Source organism: Janthinobacterium sp. BJB401, from assembly GCF_013372745.1.
In the GTDB taxonomy this organism is placed as follows: domain Bacteria; phylum Pseudomonadota; class Gammaproteobacteria; order Burkholderiales; family Burkholderiaceae_D; genus Janthinobacterium; species Janthinobacterium rivuli.
Map to the genome: position 1 here is coordinate 32,110 of NZ_JABXFH010000042.1, position 21,397 is coordinate 53,506.

The window sequence follows — 21,397 nt, forward strand, 5'->3', positions numbered from 1 at the left end:
GCCCTCTTTCCCGTCAGTCGCCGCCCCGGGTGGAATTGCGCACGATCAGCTTGCCTGGCAACAGCACCTCGCGCGGCGGGCATTGCTCGCCCTGCAGGCGCGACAGCATGCACGTCATCGCAGTAAAGCCGATCTCGTACGTCTGCTGCTCGATCGTGCTCAGGCCCGCCAGCGGCGACCATGGCAATTCGTCAAAGCCCAGCAAGCCCACGTCCTGCGGCATGCTCAAGGCCAGGCGCTGCAGCATCAGCGCCAGTTCCAGCGCCACCATGCCGTTCGAGGCCAGCAGCGCCACGCGGCGGCCGCGCCACTGCGCCAGGCATTCCCGTACCTGCGCGTCGATGGAGGGCCGGTCGTCCAGGTCCACCGCCAGCACTTCGCCCACGCAGCCCGGATACTCGGCCATCACGGACTGGAAACCGTCGGCGCGCATCAGGCGCGAACTGACGCCCGTCAATGGCGGCGCGATAAAGGCGATGGCGTCGAAACCCTGCTCGATCAGATGCGCGGTAGCCAGGCGGCCCGCCTGCACATTGTCCAGCCCCACCAGGTCGAAATCGGCACCCTCGATGCGGCGGTCGACCAGCACGATGGGCATGCCCGCCTGCTGCAAGTCGGACGACTCGATATTGCGCCCTTGCGTGTTGACGATCAGCCCTTCCACGCTGTACGAGCGCAGCGCGGCCAGCGACTGGCGTTCGCGCTGTTCGTCATTGCCGGTATTACACAGAATCAAGGTATAGCCATGTTGCTGGCAAGCCGCCTCCACGCCTTGCAGCACGGCCACCGTGTAGGGATTGAGCATGTCCGCCACGACCATGCCGATCAGGCGCGTGCGTCCCCGCTTGAGGCCGCGCGCCATCTGGTTCGGCTGGTAGCCGAGGCGCGCGATGGTGCTGGTGATCTGTTGGCGGATATTCTCGGACAGGGCGTCGAGCTCGCCGCCGAGAAAGCGCGATACGCTCGTCTTCGACACGCCCGCCTCGCGCGCCACCTGGGCGATGGTCACGGGCCTTGCCGGCTCGCCGGAGAGGGTTTTTTTGCTGCCGCGTACTGAATCCAAGGTCTATCTCCACTGCCTGTTGATCTGCATATTTTTATTTTGGAACCGGTTCCAAAGATAGCACCCACGCATCGATGACGCAAGCGATTTGATTGCCTGTGGCGGCGAAGGAACACGACGGGGGCATGAATAAAAAAACGCCGCCCGACCCCGGCAAATGCTGAGGGCGGGCGGCGCTGACTAAAAAATTACTGGACGACGGTGTAGCAAGGCACGTATGCCGTGCCCGCCAGTTTCATGCGGTGCTGCGCCACGAAGGAAGCGAGCAGCGCATCCATCGGGCCGGCGATGGACTTGTCGCCGTGGATCTCGAAGTTGCCATGCTCTTCGATCGAACGGATGCCGTCATCCTTGACGTTACCCGCCACCACGCCGGAAAACGCGCGGCGCAACTGGGCCGCCAGCAAGTGCGTGGGCTGGTTCTTGTGCAGGCTCAGGTTGCGCATGTTTTCATGCGTGGGGTGGAACGGCTTCTGGAACTCGTGGTCGATCTTCAAGAGCCAATTGAAGTAATACGCGTCGCTGTGCGCCTTGCGGAATTCGCGCACCTGGCGTATGCCTTCGAGCATCTCGCGCGCCACCAGTTCCGGGTCGTCGATGATGATTTTATAGCGCTGCTGCGCTTCCGGGCCCAGGGTGTCGTGGATGAACTGGTTGATCTGCACGAAGTACTCGCGCGACGTTTCCGGCCCCGTGAAAATCAGCGGGAAGGGAATCTCCGCGTTGTCCGGGTGCAGCAGGATGCCGAGGATATACAGAATCTCTTCGGCCGTGCCCGCGCCGCCGGGGAAGACGACGATGCCGTGGCCGGCGCGCACGAACGCTTCCAGGCGTTTTTCGATGTCCGGCATGATGACCAGGTCATTGACGATAGGATTCGGCGACTCGGCCGCGATGATGCCCGGCTCGGTGATGCCCAGATAGCGGCCATTGTGCAAACGCTGCTTGGCATGGCCGATGGTGGCGCCCTTCATGGGGCCCTTCATGGCGCCGGGGCCGCAGCCGGTGCAGATATCGAGGCCGCGCAAGCCCAGCTGGTAGCCCACTTCCTTCGAATAATTGTATTCGGCGCGGTTGATCGAGTGGCCGCCCCAGCAGACGACCAGGTTCGGGTTGAGCTGGGTTTGCAGCACATTCGCGTTGCGCAGGATGTGGAAGACGGCGTCCGTCACGCCTTCCGTGCTCTGCAAGTCGAATTTCGGGTTGCCCGTCACTTCATCGCTGACGAAGATGATGTCGCGCAGCACGGCGAACAGGTGCTCGTGGATGCCCTTGATCATCTTGCCGTCGACAAAGGCGATGGCCGGCGCGCCCTTGATGTCGAGCTTGATGCCGCGCTCGCGCTGGATGATGGAAATTTCAAACGACTGGTAGCGCTCCAGCAGGGCGCGGCCATCGTCGATGGTGCTGCCGCAATTCAGGACCGCCAGCGCGCAGCGGCGGAAAGTGTTGTACAGGCCGCCCTGGCTGGTGTCGAGCAGTTTGTTGACTTCAGTCTTGGAGAGCACGTCCAGGCGGCCTTCCGGTGAAACCAGAGTATCGATAACGTCGTGTTCCATAATGCGAAAAATCCCTTTAAAAATCGATGCTCGAAGGTCATGCAGCCTTAATATACGACAAGTCAGGCAAGTTGTGCTGTGCCGCCGCAAAATCGCCGGCGCCGCCCTTGCCTGCAAACCGGTTTGAACAATATGAAACAGTCATTCTTGCTAATGCGAATCGAAATCTTCGCTCAGCGCAATTTGTAGATTAGAATGCCAGCCTATTGGAATTCCCGTGCGTGAGGTTCTTCATGAGAGTCCCCGCCGCCCGCAGGCTTCCATAAGTTCGTTGTATCGATTGACTATAATAATTTTTCAGGAGGAACCGCATGAGCGGTGCGACTACGCCCAACAAGGAAGCCGTTATTCCCGAGTTCAAGCAGATTATGGGCCATCCAAGCCCATTGTGGATGTTGTTCATGACTGAATTCTGGGAACGCTTCGCGTTCTACGGAGTTCGCTGGGCGCTGGTACTGTACATCGTGGCCCAGTTCCACGCTGGCGACGGTTCGGGACAGGCAGCGGCCAACCTTACCTACGGTTCCTTCCTCGCGCTGGTGTACGCCGGCGCCCTGTTCGGCGGCTACATCGCCGACCGGGTCATCGGTTACCAGCGCTCGATTCTGCTGGGCGCCGTCTTCATGGCAGCCGGCCTGTTCTGCATCTCGGTGCCGAACCAGGACATCTTCAACCTGGGCCTGGCCACCATGATCGTCGGTAACGGCATGTTCAAGCCGAACATCTCGACCATGGTCGGCAAGCTGTACACGACCGCCGATCCGCGCCGCGACAGTGGCTTCACGATCTTCTACATGGGTATCAACATGGGCGCCATGGTTGCCCCTGTCTTCACCCAGTGGCTGGCCGAGTCGATCTTCGGCACCAGCGCCATGCCGTCGTACAAGATGGTCTTCATGGCGTCCGGTTTCGGCATGCTGATCAGCCTGGTATGGTTCGCCATCGGCCGCCGCGCCCTGAAAGGCATCGGCGCTCCGGAAGCCGGTTCCGGCAACCCGATGCGCGTCGTCTGGGTGGCCGTCGGTTCCCTGTGCGTGATCCCGCTGATGTACTTCCTCTTGACCGTCGGCGCTGAAAAGCTGCAAATCGTCCTGACCGTGCTGTTCGTCGGCCTGGCCGTGATGCTGATGTTCGAAGGCATACGCAACGGCAAAGTGGCGCGTGACCGTGTCATCGCCATGCTGCTGATCTTTGTCTTCAACATCCTGTTCTGGATGTTCTTCGAGCAGGCAGGCAGCTCGTTTACCTTCCTGGCTGACAAGATCGTCAACCGCGACCTGGGCTTCTGGATCTTCCCGACCGCCTACTTCCAGACCGTCAATTCGGTCGCCATCATCGTCTTCGCGCCGATCATTGCCGCCATCTGGGTCTTCCTGGCGCGCCACAACGTCAATCCGTCGATCCCGCGCAAATTCGGCCTGGGCTTGCTGGGCAATGCGCTGGCCTTCGGTTTGCTGATCTTCGCTCTGTCGAGTCTGGTTGGCGCCGACAACAAGATCCCGTTCTGGACCCTGACCACCGTCTACGTGCTGCAATCGATCGGCGAGCTGTGCCTGTCGCCTATCGGCCTGTCGATGGTCACCAAGCTGGCGCCAGTGCGCCTGGTCGGCCTGGGCATGGGCGGCTGGTTCCTGTCGACTGGTATCGGCAACAACCTGTCGGGCATCTTCGCCAGCCACGTCAGCGGCACCAGCGGCATGTCGGTGCAGTCGGCACTGTCCGGCTACACCTTCGGTTTCTGGTCCCTGCTGGGCGCCGGCGTGATCCTGTTCCTGATCGCACCGCTGATCAACAAACTGATGCATGGCGTGAAGTAAGCGTTCTGCCTTAGCTGACAACGGCGGCCTGCGGGCCGCCGTTTTTCATTCCAGCGCCGGTTTTCCCCTTGCCGGGCGGTACAATACGGCCAGGGCCACCGGCCACTCCACTCACATCACCAAAGAATATTATGTCCAGCATCTCCACCACCACGCCCCTCTCCGACGACGAATACGCCGAACTCGACACCCTGCTGGCCGCGCCTGCCCTGGCCGGCCGTGCCATGGACGTGTCGATGCTGGAAGGTTTCCTCACGGCTGTCGCCCTGAGCCCGAAACAGATCGCGCCGGAACAGTGGCTGCCGTGGGTGTGGGACAAGGCGACCGGCAGCGCCTCGCCAGCACAGGATGAGGCCAGCGAACGGGCGGCCAGCCTGGCGCAGCGCCACCACGCCTACATGGTCGAATGGCTGGCGAAGGACCCGGACAGCTTCGAGCCCATCTATGTGTGCGGCCCCGAATGGAGCGTGCCCGCCTGGTGCGCCGGTTTTATCTTGGGCACGAGCCTGGACAAGCCCCAATGGGCGGCCCTGGCCGTCAGCCAACCGCAATACCTGGCACCGTTCCAGCACCTGGCCACGGCCGGCGAACTCGATGACGATGCCGCTGAAACGGCCATGGATGGCGTGATTCCTTCCGTGATCGCCATCAACGCGGCCTGGGCGCGCCAGCGCCACCTGAAAAGCCAGGCACACAGCCAGCCCGGCGCCACGGTCTTGCGCGAACTGCCGAAGACGGGCCGCAACGACCCGTGCCACTGCGGCAGCGGCAAGAAGTACAAGAAATGCTGTGCCGACGCCGATAGCTCGGCCGCCTAAGACGGTATCTCCTTGCGCCAGCTGCTGACGGCCACCCTGCGCTTCCTGCTGCGCCACGCGCTGCAGTTCGCGCTGTTCATCGTCATCCTGCTGGCCGGACGCATGCTGCTGGCCGAATGGCGCGCCTACAGCGCCGGCAGCGAGGCCGTCGCCGCGCTGAGGCTGGCCGCCGGTGGCGCCGATCATCATGGCGCCGGCCTGGCCGCTGCCGCCACGGCGCGGGTCAACGCCCTGCAAACGGCCTCGCACACGGCCATCGCCGCGCGCCTGGCGCAAGTGCAGGCGCAATTGACGGCTTTGCGCGCGCGGCAGCAGCCCTCGCTGTTCACCCGCCCCCTGCCCGACACGAACACCCTGGCCCTGCACGCGCAAGACGAAGCGGCGCGCCGCGTGGAGATCGAAGTCCTGGCGCAGGAAGCCCGTTATCTGACCGCGCTGCAGGCGGCGGTCAGCGGCACAGATGCACGCCAGACGCTGGCGCGCCTGCATGCGGACCACGTGCGCGCGTATGCGGCACTGCAAGCCAACCTGCGCCAGCGCCGGCAACTGGAAGCGCAGCACCCGCTGGCGGCCCGCCTGCCCGGCAGCGACGCCTATGCGCAGCTGTCGCAACTCGAAGCGCAGGGCCAGCGCTGGCGCGAGATCAACCTGCAAGCGTATCGGGCCTGGACAAAGCAGCACGGACGTACCGGCAACGCCGCCCGTCCAGCGCCATTTGCCATCGATGAGCAAGCCTTGGCCGGCGCGCTGGCGCCCGTGCAGGCGGCGATTACGGCCGGCGAAAGCCAGCTGGCGCGCAACTGGATCGCCCGCTGGCGCGCACCCGTCATGGATGTGGCGCCCACGGCCGCCCTGCTGGTCTTGTCTGCCATGTTGCTGCCCGTGGCGATCAAGGCCTTCTTTTACTTCGTGCTGGCACCCGTCGCTGCCCGTTTGCCGCCGCTGTCGATCGCGCGCGCATTGCAGCTCAACGCCGCCAGCCTGCCCCTGCCGCCGCAGGGCGAATCGCGCATTTCCGCCGTTTCGCAGGGCTTGCTGCTGCAGCCTGGCCAGCGGATGCTGATCCACCCCGAATACCTGCAATCGTCGCCCGTCAGTACACATAAACGCACGCAGTGGCTGCTGGACTGGCGCTTCCCGTTCACCAGCCTGGCCGCCGGCATGGTGGCGCTGACGCGGCTGGAAAGCAGCGAGCCGGCATCCGTGACGATATCGGCCAGCGACGACCCGCTGCTGGAAGTGGCCATCGTCCACCTGCCGGCCGGCAGCGCCCTCGTGTTCCAGCCACGGGGCCTCGTCGGATTGATCTGCGATGCGGGCCAGCCTTTGGCAATCAGCAGCCACTGGCGCCTGGGCAGCCTGCACGCCTGGCTTACCTTGCAGCTGCGCTTCATCGTCTTTCGCGGCCCCATCACCCTGATCGTGCGCGGCTGCCGCGGCGTGCGCCTGGAACGGGCCGGCCAGGGGCGCTCCATCAGCCAGTCCGCCACCCTGGGTTTTAGCACCGACGTGCTGTATTCGACCCTGCGCAGCGAAACCTTCATCCCCTACCTGCGCGGCCAGCAGGCGCTGCTCAACGACCGCTTCGACGGCGACAACGGCGTCTACCTGTACGAGGAAACCCCGCGCCACGGCAAGCAGCCGGGCAAGGTGGGCAGCTGGTTCGAAGGGTTTACTGACGCGATTTTAAAAATATTCGGCATCTAGCCGGAAAGAACACCATGAGCGACATCCTGTTTGCCGATTTTCTCGAGGACCATGCCGTGTATGCGGCGGCCGAGGCCTACTGGCAGGCACGCCTGGCCTTCCTCGATGGCCAGTGCGCGCCGTATCTGCGCACCGCGTTTGCCAATGGCCAGCCATTCTATGACGGCAATCCCATCATCAACCTGGCGGACAGGAACGCCGGCAAGGCGGCGCGCATCGTGCAGCAATGCCCGCATGAATTCGGCCACGACTACACGAGTTTCGAGCAAACCATCGAACTGGCCTGCAGCGATGGGCAGCGCCCGGCGCAGGAAAAGATTATCGTTTTGACCTTGACGCAGGCAACGGCGCAGCGGGCCGAGGATGAGCTGCGGGCGTGGTTCATGCCTGGCTAAAGGCCACACCCTCCGGCACAAAATCGGGCTGCAGCAAACCAAAGACGTGCAGGTCGACAAACACGCCATTTAACAGCTCCCCTTGCCGCAGCACGCCCTCGTGCGCAAACCCCAGCCGCTCGGCCAGCGCCATGCTGGCGTGATTGCCGGCAGCGCACTGCAATTCGATGCGGTGCAACTGCAGCGCGCCAAACGCATGCGCGAGGACGGCGCGCACCGCGGCGCTGGCGATGCCCCGGCCCTGGAACTGGCTTCCGAGGTAATAACCGATCCGGGCATTGCGCTCCGCTGCGTCGATGTCTTTCAGGCGGATGCTGCCGCACAAGGCCGTAGCGGAGAAAACATGCCACTCCAGGACGTCACCGCTGGCCGCGCGCGCGCAAGCGGCCTGCAGATAGGCCTGGGCCTCGCCGAAGGAGTCCAGCTGCACCACGGCGGGCAAATAAGCTTGCAGGTGCTCACGGTTTTGCGCCACCAGGGTGGCCAGCGCTTGCGCGTGTTCAGGCAAGGTTGGAACAATGGAAATATCAGGAAATGCTGAAAGAGTCAGATGCATAGATCCCTGGCGGGCCGGTAAAGTTAAAGTGGAAACGCACAGCCATAGCGCTACGCCGCAATCGAGTGCGACACCGTCAGCCACTCGCCCGGCTGCAGATTCGCCGCCGCCTCGCGCGTGGCCAGCACGCTGTCCGGGTCCAGGTCGGATCGGTTCAGCTTGTAGGAATAGGCGAAATCGTCGGCATCGAATGCCTGCCCCGCCTTGACGTAATACTTGAAGCCGACAAAGGAGTCGGGATTGGTGACGACCGAATACTCAAGCGTGACATTGTTCATGGCGGGCCTCGTCGACGACGGTGAAGTAGCCATTATGCGTCAATTCCGGCGGCAGCGAATCCTTGCGGCAAGTCAATAGCCGTGCCGGCTGCCGGCGCTAGAGTGGCCTGAGCCAATCACCAAATGGAATGCCATGCGCACCTTGCTCACGAAGATCCGCAACACACTGGCGCCGCAGGCGGGCCTGCCGGCGGCGGCGCGCATGGAGCGGCTGTCGGACCGGCGCGGCCTGCCCGCCTTTGACCCCGGCCCGCAAGCCATCGTCAGGGCCTGCACGGCCTGGCTATGCGCGGCGCAGGATCATTCCAGCTCAAACGACGGCGGCGTCGCGCGCGACTACAATTTGCTGACAGGCTGGTCGAGTTCCTACCCGGAGACCACCGGCTACATCATCCCCACCATGATCGCCCTGGCGCGGCGCACGGGAGATCATGGTGAAGATGAGGCCCTGCACGGGCGGGCGCGCCGCATGCTCGATTGGTGCGTGGCCATCCAGTTCCCGCAAGGCGGCTTCCAGGGCGGGAAGATCGACTCCACCCCGCGCGTGCCCGTCACCTTCAACACGGGTCAGATCCTGCTTGGCCTGGCCGCCGGCGTGGAGGCGTACGGCGCGTCCTACCAGGATGCCATGCACCGCGCGGCAAGCTGGCTGCGCGACAGCCAGGATGCCGACGGCTGCTGGCGCCGCCACCCGACGCCGTTCGCCAGCGCCGGCGACAAGGCTTATGAAACGCACGTGGCCTGGGGCCTGTTCGAAGCGGACCGCATCGCTCCAGGCCACGGCTATGGCGCGGCCGGCCTGCGCCAGGTCGACTGGGCGCTGAGCAAGCAACGCCCCAACGGCTGGTTTGCTTCCAACTGCCTGGACAACCCGCTGCTGCCCCTGACCCATACCATCGGCTACGCCTTGCGCGGCCTGCTCGAAGCGCACCGCTTTTCCGCGCGCGCCGACCTGCTGGACGCCGCCGCGCGCACCGGCACGAGCATCGTCAGGGCCGTGGCGGCCGACGGCTACCTGGCCGGCCGCCTCGGTCCCGACTTCCAGCCAGGAGCCGGCTACGCCTGCCTCACGGGTTCCGCGCAAAACGCGCATTGTCTGTTCCTGCTGTACCAGCTCACGGGCGAACGGCGCTACCTCGATGCGGGACGCCGCCTGAATAGTTACGTGCGGCGTTCGATCAGCATCGACGGTCCCGCGCACGCGCGCGGCGGCGTCAAGGGCTCGTTTCCCGTCGATGGCGACTACGGCAGCTGGTCCTACCTGAACTGGGCCGCCAAATTCTGCATCGATGCGAACCTGCTGGAAATGCAAATTGGCGATGCTTGAAAAGACAAAAAGCGCCATCCACGCCGCGCTGGAAGCGTGGCGCCGCGCCACCAGCGCCAGTCACGTGCGCCAGAGCAGGCCCCACGTGACGCGCGCCGTGCTGACAGCCGGCCTGGCGCGGCTGGGCATCGCGCACGGAGATACGCTGTTCGTGCATTCTTCGCTGAAAAGCCTGGGCTATGTGGAAGGCGGCGCAGTGGCCGTGGTCCATGCCCTGCAAGACGCCGTCGGCCCGCAAGGCACCCTGCTGCTGCCCACCTACTATCTGCCCGGCGGCACCGTGCGCGCCACCTGTGAAATGAAAGACTATGTGTTCGACCCGCGCCGCCATGGCACGCACATGGGGCGGCTGCCGGAAGCCTTCCTGGCCAGTGATGCGATCCATCGCAGCATCCACCCGACACACTCCGTGTCCGCGTGGGGCCGCCATGCCGCCTGTCTGACCGAGGCACACCACCGCGCACCCTCGATCTTCGGCATGGGCTCGCCGTGGCAGCGCTTCATCGGCTGCGAGCAGGCGAAGGTGCTGGGTTTGGGCATTTCCATGGGGCCGGTGACGTTCTATCACGCGCTGGAAGACGCCATGGGCGACGCCTTTCCCGTGCCCGTATGGGAAGACGATGTAAAGCTGCTGGCTTGCCTGGACCACGCCGGCCGGCGCTGGGACGTGCCCGTGCGCCCGTTTGACCAAGCCGTCGCCCAGCGCCGCATCGACCATGCAAGCCGGGATGATTTGCGCGATTATTTTGCGCGCGAGTTCGATGCCGCCGGCCTGCGCGTCAACGGCCAGGTGGGCGATGCGGAATCGTGGTGCATCCCGGCGCAGGCGTTTTATGCGCACCTGCACCGGCTGGCCATTGAGCACGTGACGATCTACGCCAGCGCGGCGCAACTGGCGGCGCGGCCCATCGGGCGCGCATGAAAAAACCGCCCGGATCATCATGACGCCGGGCGGTTTTCATTGGCTTTGCTAGAACATCAAGCCTGCGGACTGCCAGCCTTCTTCTCGCGCGCCACGATATACAGCAGCACGATGATGAGCGCATATGGCAGCAGGGACAACGCGTCCGAGTGCAGGCCCGCGTAGAACGGATTGCCGTGCTCGGCCCAGTCGGCCATCATCTGGTCGAAGTGCGTCAACACGCCGGCCGTGATGGCGATGATGATGCCGGCCAGCGCGCCGCCGGCGATGTAGCCGGATGCCAGCAGCACGCCCGAACTGCGGTCGCCCGCCAGCTGGCGCTCTTCCTCGTTCAGCTTCGCATTGTGTTCCAGCTTGTTGTTGCGGCGGTCCGCCAGCCAGCGTACCAGGCCGCCGACGAAGATCGGCAAGGTGGACGACAACGGCAAGTACACGCCCACCGAAAACGCCAGTGACGGAATGCCGGCCATTTCCAGTACCACGGCGATCATCACGCCGAACAGCACCAGGGTCCACGGCAGTTGCTGGTCGAGGATGCCCTTGATGATGTAGGACATCAGCACGGCCTTCGGCGCATCGTATTTCTTCACTTCCGAACCGTCCGGACGCTTGTTGTAATGGCCGTTGATGCCCGGATCGACCAGGTAAGCCAGCTGGCCATCTTCCTTGACAAAATACTTGCCGGCCGGGCCGCCCACGGTGTCCGTCTTTTGCCAGACTTTATACGTGTTGTGGTCCGTATCGGCTTGCGGGCCATGCAGCTCGCCCGTCACCGTCAGCTTCGACGCATCGACCGTCAGGCCAGGCGCCACTTGCGCGGCCGGCACGTAGACGGTGCTCGCTTCGTTCAGCTTCAGCAGAATCGGTCCGAGGATCAGCGCCGACGACAAGGCGCCCGCCAGAATCGCGTACTGCTGCAGGCGCGGCGTGGCGCCCACCAGGTAGCCGGTTTTCAAATCCTGCGAGGTGGTGCCCGCATTGCTGGCGGCGATGCACACGATGGCGCCCACCGACAGGGCCGTCACATAGTAACGTCCGCCCGTCCAGCCCATGATCAGGAAGATCAGGCAGGTAAACAGCAAGGTGGCCACGGCCATGCCGGAAATCGGGTTCGACGACGAACCGATTTCGCCCGTCAGGCGCGACGACACGGTGGCGAACAAAAAGCCGAAGACGAGGATCAGCAGCGCGCCGAGGAAATTCATGTGCAGCGGCGTGGCGAAGGTGATCACGGCGATGATGGACAGGCAGCCGATGATGACCCATTTGAGGGGAATGTCCTGATCCGTGCGCAGGGTGGAATTGCTCTTGACGCCTTTGCCGATGCCTTTCAGGCCAGCCGACAGGCTGCGCCAGATCATGGGCATGGCGCGCACCAGCGAAATCAGGCCGCCGGCGGCCACGGCGCCCGCGCCGATGTACAGCACGTAGGCGCTGCGCACGTCGTCCGCGCCCATTTCGCTGATCAACTTGGTGCCCGGCGAGAGCACGGTGGTCAGGCTGTCACCGAAGAACTTGATCATCGGGATCAAGAGCAGGTACGACAGCACGCCGCCGGCCGCCATGGTGGCGGCGATGCGCGGGCCGATGATGTAGCCCACGCCCAGCAATTCAGGGGAAATCTCGGCGCCGATGGAGCCGCCCTTGAGCGGTGCGGCAAATTCCACGCCCGGCGTGTCTCTCCAGCCTTTGAACGAGATATTGAAGACTTTATACAGCAAGCCGACCGCAAAACCGCCGAAGATGATCTTCGCGCGGCGCTTGGCGTCCAGCGCGGCAGCCGAATCCTTTTCGATGCTTTCACCGGCGGCGATGCGCGATTCTTCCGTGGCGGCCGCCTTCAGCACTTCGGCGCAGGCCGTGCCTTCGGGGAATTTGAGTTCCTTGTGCTGGTCGACGATCATGGTGCGGCGCATGGGGATCATCATCAGGATGCCCAGCAGGCCGCCGAGGATACCGACCAGCATGACCCTGGAGATTTCCAGGTCGAAGCCGAGGATCAAAATGGCCGGCATGGTCACGCCCAGGCCGAAGGCCAGCGATTCGCCGGCCGAACCGGCCGTTTGCGTGATGCTGTTTTCCAGGATCGACGAATCCTTGCCGCCCACCTTCTTGGCCAGGCCGAACAGGGTAATCGCAATGACCGCGACGGGAATCGAGGCGCTGACGGTCAGGCCCACTTTCAGCACCAGGTACAGCGAGGAGGCGCCAAAGACCATCCCCAGGATGACGCCCATGAACAGCGCGCGGAAGGTCATCTCGGGCAGCTTCGCATCGGCCGGGATATAGGGCTTCACGACGCTCGGTGTTGCATCTTTTGCCATGGATATTTCCTTAATTTTTAAAAATAAACAGCCCGGATTGACGCCCGGGCTATTTTCTTGAAGCCGAGACTATCGCACAGCCGCGTTTCGATGAAAAGGTTTTTTGAGGTCCATGACGCCGCCCCGCCCGCACGGGAAGCGCTGGCGCATTGGTCTATAATCGCTGCCACCGTGCCTTGCACGCTCACGTGAGACTGCCTTGACTGCCAAACGAACCGGATTCCCCTGGCCATCCCGCCGCGCCACCGTGCGCGCTATCATCATCGCCGGCTGCGCCGCGCTGGCCGCCGCCGTGCTGCTGGCCGCCTGGCTGTTCCTGTATGTGCGCCCGCGCCTGCCCGAACTGAACGTCATCACGGACTACCAGCCGAAGATACCGCTGCGCGTCTACACGGCCGACAATGTGCTGATCGGCGAATTCGGCGAAGAGCACCGCGACTTCGTGCCGATCGCGCAAGTGCCGGAAATGATGAAAAAGGCCTTGCTGGCCATCGAGGATGGCCGCTTCTACGAACACCACGGCATCGACTTCGTGCGCGCCGGCGGCGCCGTGCTGTCAAACCTGCGCCACGGCTTCGGCCACGGCGGCGGCTCCACCATCACCATGCAGGTGGCGCGCAATTTCTTCCTGACGCGTGAAAAAGTCGCCTCGCGCAAGCTCAATGAAATCATGCTGGCCCTGAAAATCGAGGCGGCCCTGTCGAAAGACCAGATTCTCGAGCTGTACATGAACCAGATGTACCTGGGCCAGCGCTCGTTCGGTTTCGGCAGCGCGGCGCAAACGTACTTCGGCAAGCCACTGTCCGAATTGTCGATCGCGGAAATGGCCATGCTGGCCGGCTTGCCGCAAAACCCCTCGCGCCATAACCCGATCAGCAATCCGAAAAAGGCGCACGCGCGCCAGCAACTGGTCTTGAAACGCATGCGCGAACTCGATTACATCAGCGAAGGCCAGTACCAGCAGGCGCTGGCCCAGCCGCTGCATATCAATACCCGCGGCAAGCAGGGTTTCGACACGCATGCCGAATACGTGGCCGAACTGGCGCGCCAGGCCGTGTATGCCCAGTACAAGGAAGACAGTTACACCAAGGGCATCAGCGTCTACACGACGATACTGAAAGCGGACCAGGACGCGGCCTACGCCTCGACGCGCCGCAACGTCATCGCCTATGACCAGCGCCACGGCTACCGCGGCCCGGAAACCTTCATCGACATGCCGCTCGATCCTGAACAGCGCGACGACGCCATCGATGCGGCGCTGCAAAAACGCCCGGACAGCGACGGCCTGATCGCCGCCGTCGTCACGGACGTCGCCAACGGCAAGGTGGTGGCCGACACGGGCGATGGCGACGCCAAGGCCATCACGGGCGATGGCTTGCGCTTTGCCGCTCCTGCCCTCTCCGCCAAGGCCAGCGCTGGCATCAAGCTGCGCCCGGGCGCCGTGATCCGCATCAGCCAGGACGCCAAGGGCAACTGGGCCATCACGCAAGTGCCGCTGGTGGCCGCCGCCTTCGTGTCGCTCGATGCGGAAACGGGCGCCTACCACGCCATGGTGGGCGGTTTCGATTACAACCTGCAGAAATTCAACCACGTCACGCAGGCATGGCGCCAGCCCGGTTCGGCCATGAAGCCGTTCGTATATTCGGCGGCGCTGGAAAAAGGCTTTTCGCCGGCCACCCTGATCAACGACGTGCCACTGGAAATGCAGGCGGGCGGCAAGGTGTGGGCGCCGCAGAATGACGACTTCAAGTTCGACGGCCCCATCACCATGCGCTACGCGCTGGCGCAATCGAAGAACGTGGCCTCGGTGCGCATCCTGCGCGCGCTGGGCGTGTCGTACACGCACGACTTCATGGAAAAATTCGGCTTCGATCCAAAGCGCCAGCCCAGCAATCTCACCATGGCGCTGGGCACGGGGTCCGTCACGCCCGTGCAGATGGCGGGCGCCTACGCCCTGTTCGCCAACGGCGGCCACCAGGTGGAACCGTATTTGATCGACCGCATCGTCGACGCCAGGGGCACGGTGCTGATGCAGACCAAGCCGCCCGCGCCTAACGATGACAAGACCCTGGCGCTGGACCCGCGCAACGCCTTCGTGATGGACAGCATGCTGCGCGAAGTCACGCGCACGGGCACGGGTGCGGCGGCGACGAAAAAACTGGGTAGGACTGACATCGCCGGCAAGACGGGCACCACCAGCGACGCCGTCGACGGCTGGTTCGCCGGCTATGGCGGCGGCATCGTGGCGGTGGCGTGGATGGGCTATGACGAACCCAAATCTCTGGGCGGGCGCGAATTCGGCTCCTCGCTGGCCATGCCGATCTGGATCGACTACATGCGCACGGCCCTGTCGGCGCGCCCGCAAATCACGCGCGCCGTGCCGACGGGCCTGAGCCAGGTCGACGGCGAGTGGCTGTACGACGAATTCATCGACATGAATGGCGTCAAGACGCTGGATATGGATGTGGAAACGCCGACGGATCCGGCGGCCGTGCCAGAGACGGTGCCGGTGGAAACCTCGAACTGATGGACCCGTAGGTCGGGTTAGCCGGAACGGCGTAACCCGACAAGACGCCGTTGGCGGCGTTTTTACGCCGCCTTGACCATGCTCAAATACCCGCGCACCGTACTGACGACGCTGTCGGCGAAATCGTCGACATTGACCTTCGCCGCGCGGTACTTCCAGCGTTTCACATACCAGTCCTGGAACAGGGCCAGGCAGTGCGCCGACAGCAGGGTCGGATCGCCCTGCGGCTTCGGTTCGATTTCCGCTATGGTGGTGGCGATCAGGGTCTGCACATACAGTTCCGAATTTTTCGCCATGCTGCGCTGCTCCACCTGCAGCACGCGCGAATCCATGAAGACAAAATAAAACCACGGCTGCAGCACTTCGGACAGGTAGATCGACGAGCGTATCATCGCTTCCAGGCGGTCCAGCGGCGACTTCACGTCCACAAACAGCAGCGGTAAGGCTTGCGTGGCGTGGCGCACCACATCCTCGATCATTTCGGCCAGTTGATCCTTGCTGGTGATGTAGCCATACAGGCCGCCCATCGACAACCCCGTCTCGCGGCACAAATCGCGCAAGCTCATGGCGCGGAAGCCCACGTCATTGGCCAGGCGGAAGGTGGCGACGAAGATGCGTTCAAGATTTTCCAGCGCCGGCTTGCGGCGTTTGACGCCGATGCGCTCCGCGTGGCGGTCAAGAATATATTCCCAGATGTTTTCGCCATTTAAAGGCGTCATCTGCTGAAACTGTTCAAAATTAAAATGGGTCGACAAGTGCATTCCCAAGTAACGGTGGAGGAGCGATATCCATGCCATGCCGGTACGCGGCATGGCAAGACGGCGGGACGGCGGATGCCGGGCCGATTATAGCTCAGGAAAACAACTATTTGACTTTTCAACTATGCAATGGGCACATCAGCAACGCCAAATTCCCACAGTTATTGCGCTGCATCATGCAATTCAAATGCAATTTACATCGAGCGGTGCTACATTCAAAAAACCGAGCGCTCGCTATTTTTAATGCATCGAGAATGTAAGGAGTGCACGGTTCACCGCTACAGCATCGACATTTCCATATTATTCAAATAACGGAGACAAAATGAAGACTCGCTTCTGGCAATTGCTATCCACCCTGCTGTTTTCCCTCGCCATCCTGCCCGGCAGCGCCAGCGCCGCCGGCTACACGCAAACCAAGTACCCGATCGTGCTCGTACACGGCCTGTTCGGCTTTGACAAGCTCGGTCCCGTCGAATATTTTTATGGCGTTCCCGCCGCCCTGCGCAGCGGCGGCGCGCAAGTGTATGTGACCACCGTGTCGGGCGCCAACAGCACCGAAGTGCGCGGCGAGCAGCTGCTGTCGCAGGTGCGGCAAATCCTCGCCGCCACGGGCGCGGCCAAGGTCAATCTGATCGGCCATAGCCACGGCGGCCCCACGGCCCGCTATGTCGCTTCCGTGCGCCCCGACCTGGTGGCCTCCGTCACCAGCGTGGCCGGCGTCAACAAGGGTTCCAAGGTGGCCGATATCCTCAGCGGCGCCATTCCCAACACCAGCAACGCGCTGGGCAATGCGCTCGCCTCGCTGATCGGCATTTTGTCGGGCAACAAGGGCTTGCCGCAAAACGCGGGCGCCTCGCTGGCGTCGCTGTCCACGGCCGGCTCGCTGGCCTTCAATAGCCGCCACCCGCAAGGCGTGCCCACCTCGGCCTGCGGCGAAGGCGCCTACCAGGTGCAAGGCGTGCACTATTTTTCGTGGAGCGGCGCGCAGCCGTACACGAATGTGCTCGACGTGGGCGACCCGGCCCTGGCCGCCATCAGCCTGGCCTTCGGCGGCGTCAAGAACGATGGCCTGGTGAGCAGCTGCTCCAGCCACCTGGGCAAGGTGATCCGCGACGACTACGCCATGAACCACCTCGATGAAGTCAACCAGTTCGTCGGCATCGTCAACCTGTTCGAGACGAACCCCGTCACCGTCTTCCGCCAGCAAGCGAACCGCCTGCAAGGCCTGGGACTGTAAGGAGAAGCGCATGCACGCGAAATGGATCTTCGGCGGCAGCCTGGCGGCGCTGGCCCTGTACCTGGCGCTGCGCCCCGGTGAACCACCCGCCCCGCCGCCGGAAAAGGCGGAACCGGACCTGTTCGCGTTCGTGCGCTCGATGGAAGGCACGCGGCCCGACGGCAACGTGACGGTGGCCGCCGGCGACAAGCTGGTGGTCGACGCGGAACTGGGCCACCTGTTCGACTACTATCTGGCGGGCCTCGGTGAAAAGCCGCTGGCCGCCATCCGCAGCCAGATCGAGGCGGAACTCGACAAGCGCCTGGCGCCCGCGCCCGCCCGCGAAGCGAAACGCCTGCTGGGCGCTTACCTGGCCTACAAGCAGGCGCTGGCCGGCGCGGAACAGGCCTTGCCGGCGCAAGCCGATGCGGCCCTGGCGGCGCGCGCGCGCCTGCAAGCCATGCGCGCCTTGCGCGGCAATTACTTTACAGCCGAGGAAAGCACGGGCCTGTTTGGCGCCAGCGACGCGTATGACGACGACGCCGTGGCGCGCATGGCCATCCTCGGCGACGCGTCGCTCGATGAAGCGCAGCGCCAGGCGCAACTGGCCGCGCTGGACCAGAAAATGTCGCCGGCCCAGCGCGCCGCACGCGACGCGCCGCTGCAGGTGGCGCAGCTGGACGCCTCCGTCAAGGCCTTGCGGGCACAGGGCGGCGGCGAGAATGAAGTCTACCGCCTGCGCGCCGGCACCTTCACGCCGGCGGCGGCGGCGCGCCTGGCGGAACTGGACCGCGAGGAATCGCAGTGGCAGCAGCGCATCATCGCGTACCAGGCTGCCAAGGCACAGCAGGCCAGCCTGCCCGGCGGCGCGCAGGATGCGGCAGCCCTGCAGCAGCTGCGCGACGCCAGTTTCACGCCGGAGGAACAGCGCCGGCTGGGCGCCTACGAATAGCGCTCAAGCCAGCCGCGCCAGCAAAGCCGCCGCCGCCATCACATCCGTCGTCTCGCGTCCCTGACGGTAGCCCGCATGCACAGGGGCCAGCACAGCATGCGCGGCGACGGCGCGGCCTTGCGCCTGCAGCAGGGCCGCCAGGCTGGTGGCGCAGCGCAGCTCCCAGCCCGGCGCCTGCTGGCCCCTGGCCAGCTGCAGCGCTTCTTCCAGCTGCACCCGCACCGCTTCCAGGCCGGCCGCATCGTCGTGCGCCAGCGCCCGCCAGCGGTGGTGCGCGTCGCGGCGCAGCACTTCCGGCGCGCTCCACGGCGCCAGGCCCATGCGCGCGCGCCGCAGCGCCTGGCTATCGGCGGCCGCGTCGTGCAGGGTGGCCATCAGATCGACCTGTATCGGCCAGCTGCGCACCGACGGCCAGGGGAACTGTGTCAGCGCCTCGCCCCCGTCGAGCAGGCGCTCATAGGCGGCGCCCCAGGCGCTCCAGTACAGCAAGCCATAGCGGGCCGCGTGCTCGCACAGCAGGCAAATCCACGCATGCGCCAGTTCCCGCTGCCCGCACCACAGGGCGACGGGGATGGCATTGATGGCCAGCGCCACGCACAGCGTGACGCCATTGTGCTCGAAGCCCACCGTCACCGCCTCGCGCGCCAGCGCCAGGGCGTCGTCGGGGCGGCCCTGCATCCACAGGCAGCGCGCCAGCGTGCCGCGCAGGCACACCTGGTGATCGGCCAGCAAGGCATTGTTGAAGCCGAGCTGCGCGGCGCCCTCGGGATGCGCGAGCACCATGCGCGCCAGCGCCGACGACTGCGCGTAGCGTCCCTGCACATACTCGCCCACGGAACGCATGCGCGCCAGCACCAGGCGCATCGCCGTGTCGTCGCGCGTGTCGCACAGGATGGCCAGCTCGGTGACGTAACTGTCGGCGCGCTGGAAATCGGCCAGCTTCAGGCTGCAGATCCACATGCCGCAGATCGCTTCGGCACGGCGGCTGCCATCGTCCGTGCGCATGGCCAGCGCATAGCCTCGCTGGAACGAACGCAGCATGGTGCCGGTGATGCCCTGCGTATGCAGCAGCAGGTGCGCCTGCGAGGCATGCAGCTGCATCTCGCTGTCGGGGTCGTCCACGGCATGCGTTGCCATGCGCTCGAGCGCCCGCTCGACGCGCACGCGGTATTCATCCATCAGCGACAGCTGATAGAACAGGGTTTGCGCGGCCAGGGTCAGTGCCACGCCCAGCGCCACGTCGCCCTCCTCGCCGAAGGCCCAGTCGATGGCGGCGCGCAGGTCGTCGACATGGCGGCCGTAGCGCGCGCTCCATTGGGCCGGCGGCATGCTTGCCCAGTCGGCGGCGATGCGTCCGGCCAGGCCCAGGCAATGGCGCGCATGGCGCAGCAGCACGGCGCCCGCATCCCCGCCCGCCGACAACTGCGCGCCAGCATACGCGCGCGTGGTGTCGAGCAGCCGGTAATACACATGCTGGCGGCAAAACTCGATGCTGACGAGGGACTTGGCGGCCAGGTCGGCCAGTGTGTCGAACACGTCGCAGCCCGCCACGGCGCTGGCCGACTCGAGGCGAAAACGGCTTTTGAACACGCTCAACGCCTGCAGCACCTGGCGTTCTTGCGCATCGAGCAGGCCGTAGCTCCAGTCCAGGGTGGCGCGCAGGGTCTGGTGGCGCAAGGGCATGTTGCGCGCGCCGCGCGTGAGCAGGCGAAAGCGGTCGTCGAGCTGGCGGCGCAATTCGTGCAGGCCGAAATGGCCGATGCGCCCGGCCGCCAGCTCCAGCGCCAGCGGAATGCCGTCGAGGCGCCGGCAGATGTCCACCACCACGGGCACGTCGGCGTCGGCCAGCACGAAGGCATCGTCGACGGCCGCGCAGCGTTCGCAAAACAGCTGCACCGCGGCGAAATGCCGGAGCGCCGCCGCATCGGGTGCGGCGTCGGCCGGCGGCAATTCCAGCGCGGGCAGGCGCTGCAGCTGTTCGCTGCTGAGGCGCAGCGGCTCGCGGCTGGTGGCCAGCAGGTGCAGCAGCGGCGCGCCCTTGAGCAAGGCGTCGGCCAGCGTGGCGGCCGCGCCGATCACGTGTTCGCAGTTATCGAGCACGAGCAGCATGTGGCGCGGGCGCAGATAGGCCAGCAGGACCGGCATGGCGTCGCCGGCCGGCACCGCCACGCCCAGCGCCGTGGCCAGCGCCAGCGGCACCAGGCGATCCTCGTCCAGCGGCGACAGGTCGACGAAACACACGCCGTCGGCATAGCGGCGCAGCACGCGCGTGGCCAGGCCGACGGCCAGCGTGGTCTTGCCGATCCCGCCCGGACCGGCAATGCACAGCAGGCGCAATTGCAGCAGCTGGTTGGCCATCGTTTGCAGCACCTCGGCGCGGCCCAACATGCGCGTCAGCATGACGGGCAGATTGTGGCGCGGCTCGGCGCCCGCCGCACCGGACACCGGACAGCCCGTGTGCGCCAGCGGCGCCAGGAAGCCGTAGCCGCGACCGGGGATGGTGGTGATGTAGCGCTGGCCGTCGCGGCCATCGCCGAGCGCCTTGCGCAGCGCCGCCAGATGCACGCGCAAGGTCGCGTCGTCGACCACGGCATTGGGCCAGACGATGGCCACCAGTTCATGCTTGTCGACGATGTCGCCGGCGCGCTCCAGCAGGGCCAGCAGCAAGTCCATGGCCCTGCTGCCCAGGCGCAGCGCGCGGTCGCCCTCGAACAGCAGGCGCTCCAGCGGCAAAAGGCGAAACGGGCCAAAGACATAGGCCGGGACGGGACTGTTTATCATTCTTGCGTGGGGGAGTAGGTGTTAAAGCACGCGGCTTGCAGTGGCCATATTCTACTGAGCATCCGCGCCATGCCGCATGGCGCCATGTTTCGGCACTGTTACAAGGCCGGCGGACAGCAGCGCGGCCACCTCGTCCGCGGGCGCCGGGCGGTGCAGATAAAAGCCCTGCACCTGCGGGCAGCCCAGCCGCCGCAGCTGCGCCAATTGCTCACCGTTTTCCACGCCTTCGGCCAGCGCCTGCAAGCCCAGGCCGCGCGCCAGCGCCAGGGTCGAGGCGACGATGACGGCGTCGCGGCCACTGCTGCCATTGCTGCCCAGGTCGTGGATGAAGGAACGGTCGATCTTGATGGTATGAATCGGCAGCAGCCTGACATGGCTCAAGCCCGAATGGCCGGTG

At 64.8% G+C, this 21,397-nt stretch carries 17 protein-coding genes; 9 read left to right on the forward strand and 8 right to left on the reverse strand.

The annotated features are described in order from the left end of the window. Window positions 1-13 precede the first annotated feature (13 nt). Both HWE17_RS22210 and ppnN read right to left on the reverse strand, forming a co-directional pair. Window positions 14-1,063: a LacI family DNA-binding transcriptional regulator gene (locus HWE17_RS22210; RefSeq protein WP_099403127.1), complete on the reverse strand. Its 1,050-nt coding sequence runs from the start codon at window positions 1,061-1,063 to the stop codon at window positions 14-16. Between the two features lie 188 nt (window positions 1,064-1,251). Then, on the reverse strand, window positions 1,252-2,622 hold the full coding sequence (gene ppnN, locus HWE17_RS22215; RefSeq protein WP_035819612.1) for a nucleotide 5'-monophosphate nucleosidase PpnN: 1,371 nt from the start codon (window positions 2,620-2,622) through the stop codon (window positions 1,252-1,254). 311 nt (window positions 2,623-2,933) lie between these two features. On the opposite strand from ppnN, the gene HWE17_RS22220 reads away from it, so the two are divergent. From HWE17_RS22220 to HWE17_RS22235, 4 genes are all read left to right on the forward strand, one after another. Beyond that, entirely contained in the window at window positions 2,934-4,439 is a 1,506-nt protein-coding gene (locus HWE17_RS22220) for a peptide MFS transporter (protein ID WP_035819614.1), read from the forward strand. A 131-nt stretch (window positions 4,440-4,570) separates the two neighbouring features. After that, window positions 4,571-5,257 (forward strand): UPF0149 family protein, encoded by a 687-nt coding sequence (locus tag HWE17_RS22225; RefSeq protein ID WP_176390272.1) that lies wholly within the window; start codon window positions 4,571-4,573, stop codon window positions 5,255-5,257. Window positions 5,258-5,269: 12 nt separating this feature from the next. Continuing rightward, window positions 5,270-6,964: a hypothetical protein gene (locus HWE17_RS22230; protein WP_176390273.1), complete on the forward strand. Its 1,695-nt coding sequence runs from the start codon at window positions 5,270-5,272 to the stop codon at window positions 6,962-6,964. A gap of 14 nt (window positions 6,965-6,978) precedes the next feature. Next, window positions 6,979-7,359 carry a hypothetical protein gene (locus HWE17_RS22235; protein WP_176390274.1) on the forward strand — a complete coding sequence of 127 codons (381 nt, stop codon included), beginning with the start codon at window positions 6,979-6,981 and terminating at the stop codon, window positions 7,357-7,359. Here HWE17_RS22235 and HWE17_RS22240 read toward each other — a convergent pair. Together HWE17_RS22240 and HWE17_RS22245 are read right to left on the reverse strand one after the other, a co-directional pair. Further along, window positions 7,346-7,867 carry a GNAT family N-acetyltransferase gene (locus tag HWE17_RS22240; RefSeq protein WP_176390275.1) on the reverse strand — a complete coding sequence of 174 codons (522 nt, stop codon included), beginning with the start codon at window positions 7,865-7,867 and terminating at the stop codon, window positions 7,346-7,348. The genes HWE17_RS22235 and HWE17_RS22240 overlap by 14 nt on opposite strands. A 98-nt stretch (window positions 7,868-7,965) precedes the next feature. After that, window positions 7,966-8,193, reverse strand: coding sequence for a hypothetical protein (locus tag HWE17_RS22245; protein ID WP_035819625.1), 228 nt, complete (start codon window positions 8,191-8,193; stop codon window positions 7,966-7,968). Window positions 8,194-8,326: 133 nt separating this feature from the next. Between HWE17_RS22245 and HWE17_RS22250 the strand changes: the two genes are divergently transcribed. Then, on the forward strand, window positions 8,327-9,520 hold the full coding sequence (locus HWE17_RS22250) for a hypothetical protein (RefSeq protein ID WP_176390276.1): 1,194 nt from the start codon (window positions 8,327-8,329) through the stop codon (window positions 9,518-9,520). Next, on the forward strand, window positions 9,513-10,442 hold the full coding sequence (locus HWE17_RS22255; protein ID WP_176390277.1) for an AAC(3) family N-acetyltransferase: 930 nt from the start codon (window positions 9,513-9,515) through the stop codon (window positions 10,440-10,442). The genes HWE17_RS22250 and HWE17_RS22255 overlap by 8 nt, the downstream gene beginning before the upstream one ends. A 56-nt stretch (window positions 10,443-10,498) precedes the next feature. On the opposite strand, the gene HWE17_RS22260 is transcribed toward HWE17_RS22255, so the two are convergent. Beyond that, the gene (locus HWE17_RS22260; RefSeq protein WP_176390278.1) at window positions 10,499-12,766 is read right to left on the reverse strand and encodes an OPT family oligopeptide transporter; all 2,268 of its coding nucleotides are present in this window, start codon (window positions 12,764-12,766) and stop codon (window positions 10,499-10,501) included. A 247-nt stretch (window positions 12,767-13,013) separates the two neighbouring features. Between HWE17_RS22260 and HWE17_RS22265 the strand changes: the two genes are divergently transcribed. Then, window positions 13,014-15,293 carry a PBP1A family penicillin-binding protein gene (locus HWE17_RS22265; protein ID WP_176390279.1) on the forward strand — a complete coding sequence of 760 codons (2,280 nt, stop codon included), beginning with the start codon at window positions 13,014-13,016 and terminating at the stop codon, window positions 15,291-15,293. Between the two features lie 62 nt (window positions 15,294-15,355). On the opposite strand, the gene HWE17_RS22270 is transcribed toward HWE17_RS22265, so the two are convergent. Beyond that, window positions 15,356-16,012, reverse strand: a complete 657-nt coding sequence (locus HWE17_RS22270) for a TetR/AcrR family transcriptional regulator (protein WP_255206349.1) — start codon at window positions 16,010-16,012, stop codon at window positions 15,356-15,358. A 361-nt stretch (window positions 16,013-16,373) separates the two neighbouring features. Between HWE17_RS22270 and HWE17_RS22275 the strand changes: the two genes are divergently transcribed. Continuing rightward, complete coding sequence (locus HWE17_RS22275) at window positions 16,374-17,288, forward strand: triacylglycerol lipase (protein ID WP_176390281.1); 915 nt, start codon at window positions 16,374-16,376, stop codon at window positions 17,286-17,288. A 10-nt stretch (window positions 17,289-17,298) separates the two neighbouring features. After that, the gene (locus HWE17_RS22280; RefSeq protein ID WP_176390282.1) at window positions 17,299-18,219 is read left to right on the forward strand and encodes a lipase secretion chaperone; all 921 of its coding nucleotides are present in this window, start codon (window positions 17,299-17,301) and stop codon (window positions 18,217-18,219) included. Window positions 18,220-18,222: 3 nt separating this feature from the next. Here HWE17_RS22280 and HWE17_RS22285 read toward each other — a convergent pair whose 3' ends face one another. Both HWE17_RS22285 and HWE17_RS22290 read right to left on the reverse strand, forming a co-directional pair. After that, on the reverse strand, window positions 18,223-21,000 hold the full coding sequence (locus HWE17_RS22285; RefSeq protein ID WP_176390283.1) for a winged helix-turn-helix domain-containing protein: 2,778 nt from the start codon (window positions 20,998-21,000) through the stop codon (window positions 18,223-18,225). A gap of 51 nt (window positions 21,001-21,051) precedes the next feature. Continuing rightward, the coding region (locus HWE17_RS22290) for an EAL domain-containing protein (RefSeq protein WP_176390284.1) at window positions 21,052-21,397 on the reverse strand (346 nt) is incomplete at its 5' end.

What these genes read in the sequence shown, in the direction of transcription:
- ppnN (WP_035819612.1), bottom strand. Translation starts at nt 2,622, where the DNA reads ATGGAACACGACGTTATCGATACTCTGGTTTCACCGGAAGGCCGCCTG.
- HWE17_RS22220 (WP_035819614.1), top strand. Translation starts at nt 2,934, where the DNA reads ATGAGCGGTGCGACTACGCCCAACAAGGAAGCCGTTATTCCCGAGTTC.
- HWE17_RS22225 (WP_176390272.1), top strand. Translation starts at nt 4,571, where the DNA reads ATGTCCAGCATCTCCACCACCACGCCCCTCTCCGACGACGAATACGCC.
- HWE17_RS22235 (WP_176390274.1), top strand. Translation starts at nt 6,979, where the DNA reads ATGAGCGACATCCTGTTTGCCGATTTTCTCGAGGACCATGCCGTGTAT.
- HWE17_RS22245 (WP_035819625.1), bottom strand. Translation starts at nt 8,193, where the DNA reads ATGAACAATGTCACGCTTGAGTATTCGGTCGTCACCAATCCCGACTCC.
- HWE17_RS22250 (WP_176390276.1), top strand. Translation starts at nt 8,327, where the DNA reads ATGCGCACCTTGCTCACGAAGATCCGCAACACACTGGCGCCGCAGGCG.
- HWE17_RS22255 (WP_176390277.1), top strand. Translation starts at nt 9,513, where the DNA reads ATGCTTGAAAAGACAAAAAGCGCCATCCACGCCGCGCTGGAAGCGTGG.
- HWE17_RS22260 (WP_176390278.1), bottom strand. Translation starts at nt 12,766, where the DNA reads ATGGCAAAAGATGCAACACCGAGCGTCGTGAAGCCCTATATCCCGGCC.
- HWE17_RS22270 (WP_255206349.1), bottom strand. Translation starts at nt 16,012, where the DNA reads ATGACGCCTTTAAATGGCGAAAACATCTGGGAATATATTCTTGACCGC.
- HWE17_RS22275 (WP_176390281.1), top strand. Translation starts at nt 16,374, where the DNA reads ATGAAGACTCGCTTCTGGCAATTGCTATCCACCCTGCTGTTTTCCCTC.
- HWE17_RS22280 (WP_176390282.1), top strand. Translation starts at nt 17,299, where the DNA reads ATGCACGCGAAATGGATCTTCGGCGGCAGCCTGGCGGCGCTGGCCCTG.
- HWE17_RS22285 (WP_176390283.1), bottom strand. Translation starts at nt 21,000, where the DNA reads ATGATAAACAGTCCCGTCCCGGCCTATGTCTTTGGCCCGTTTCGCCTT.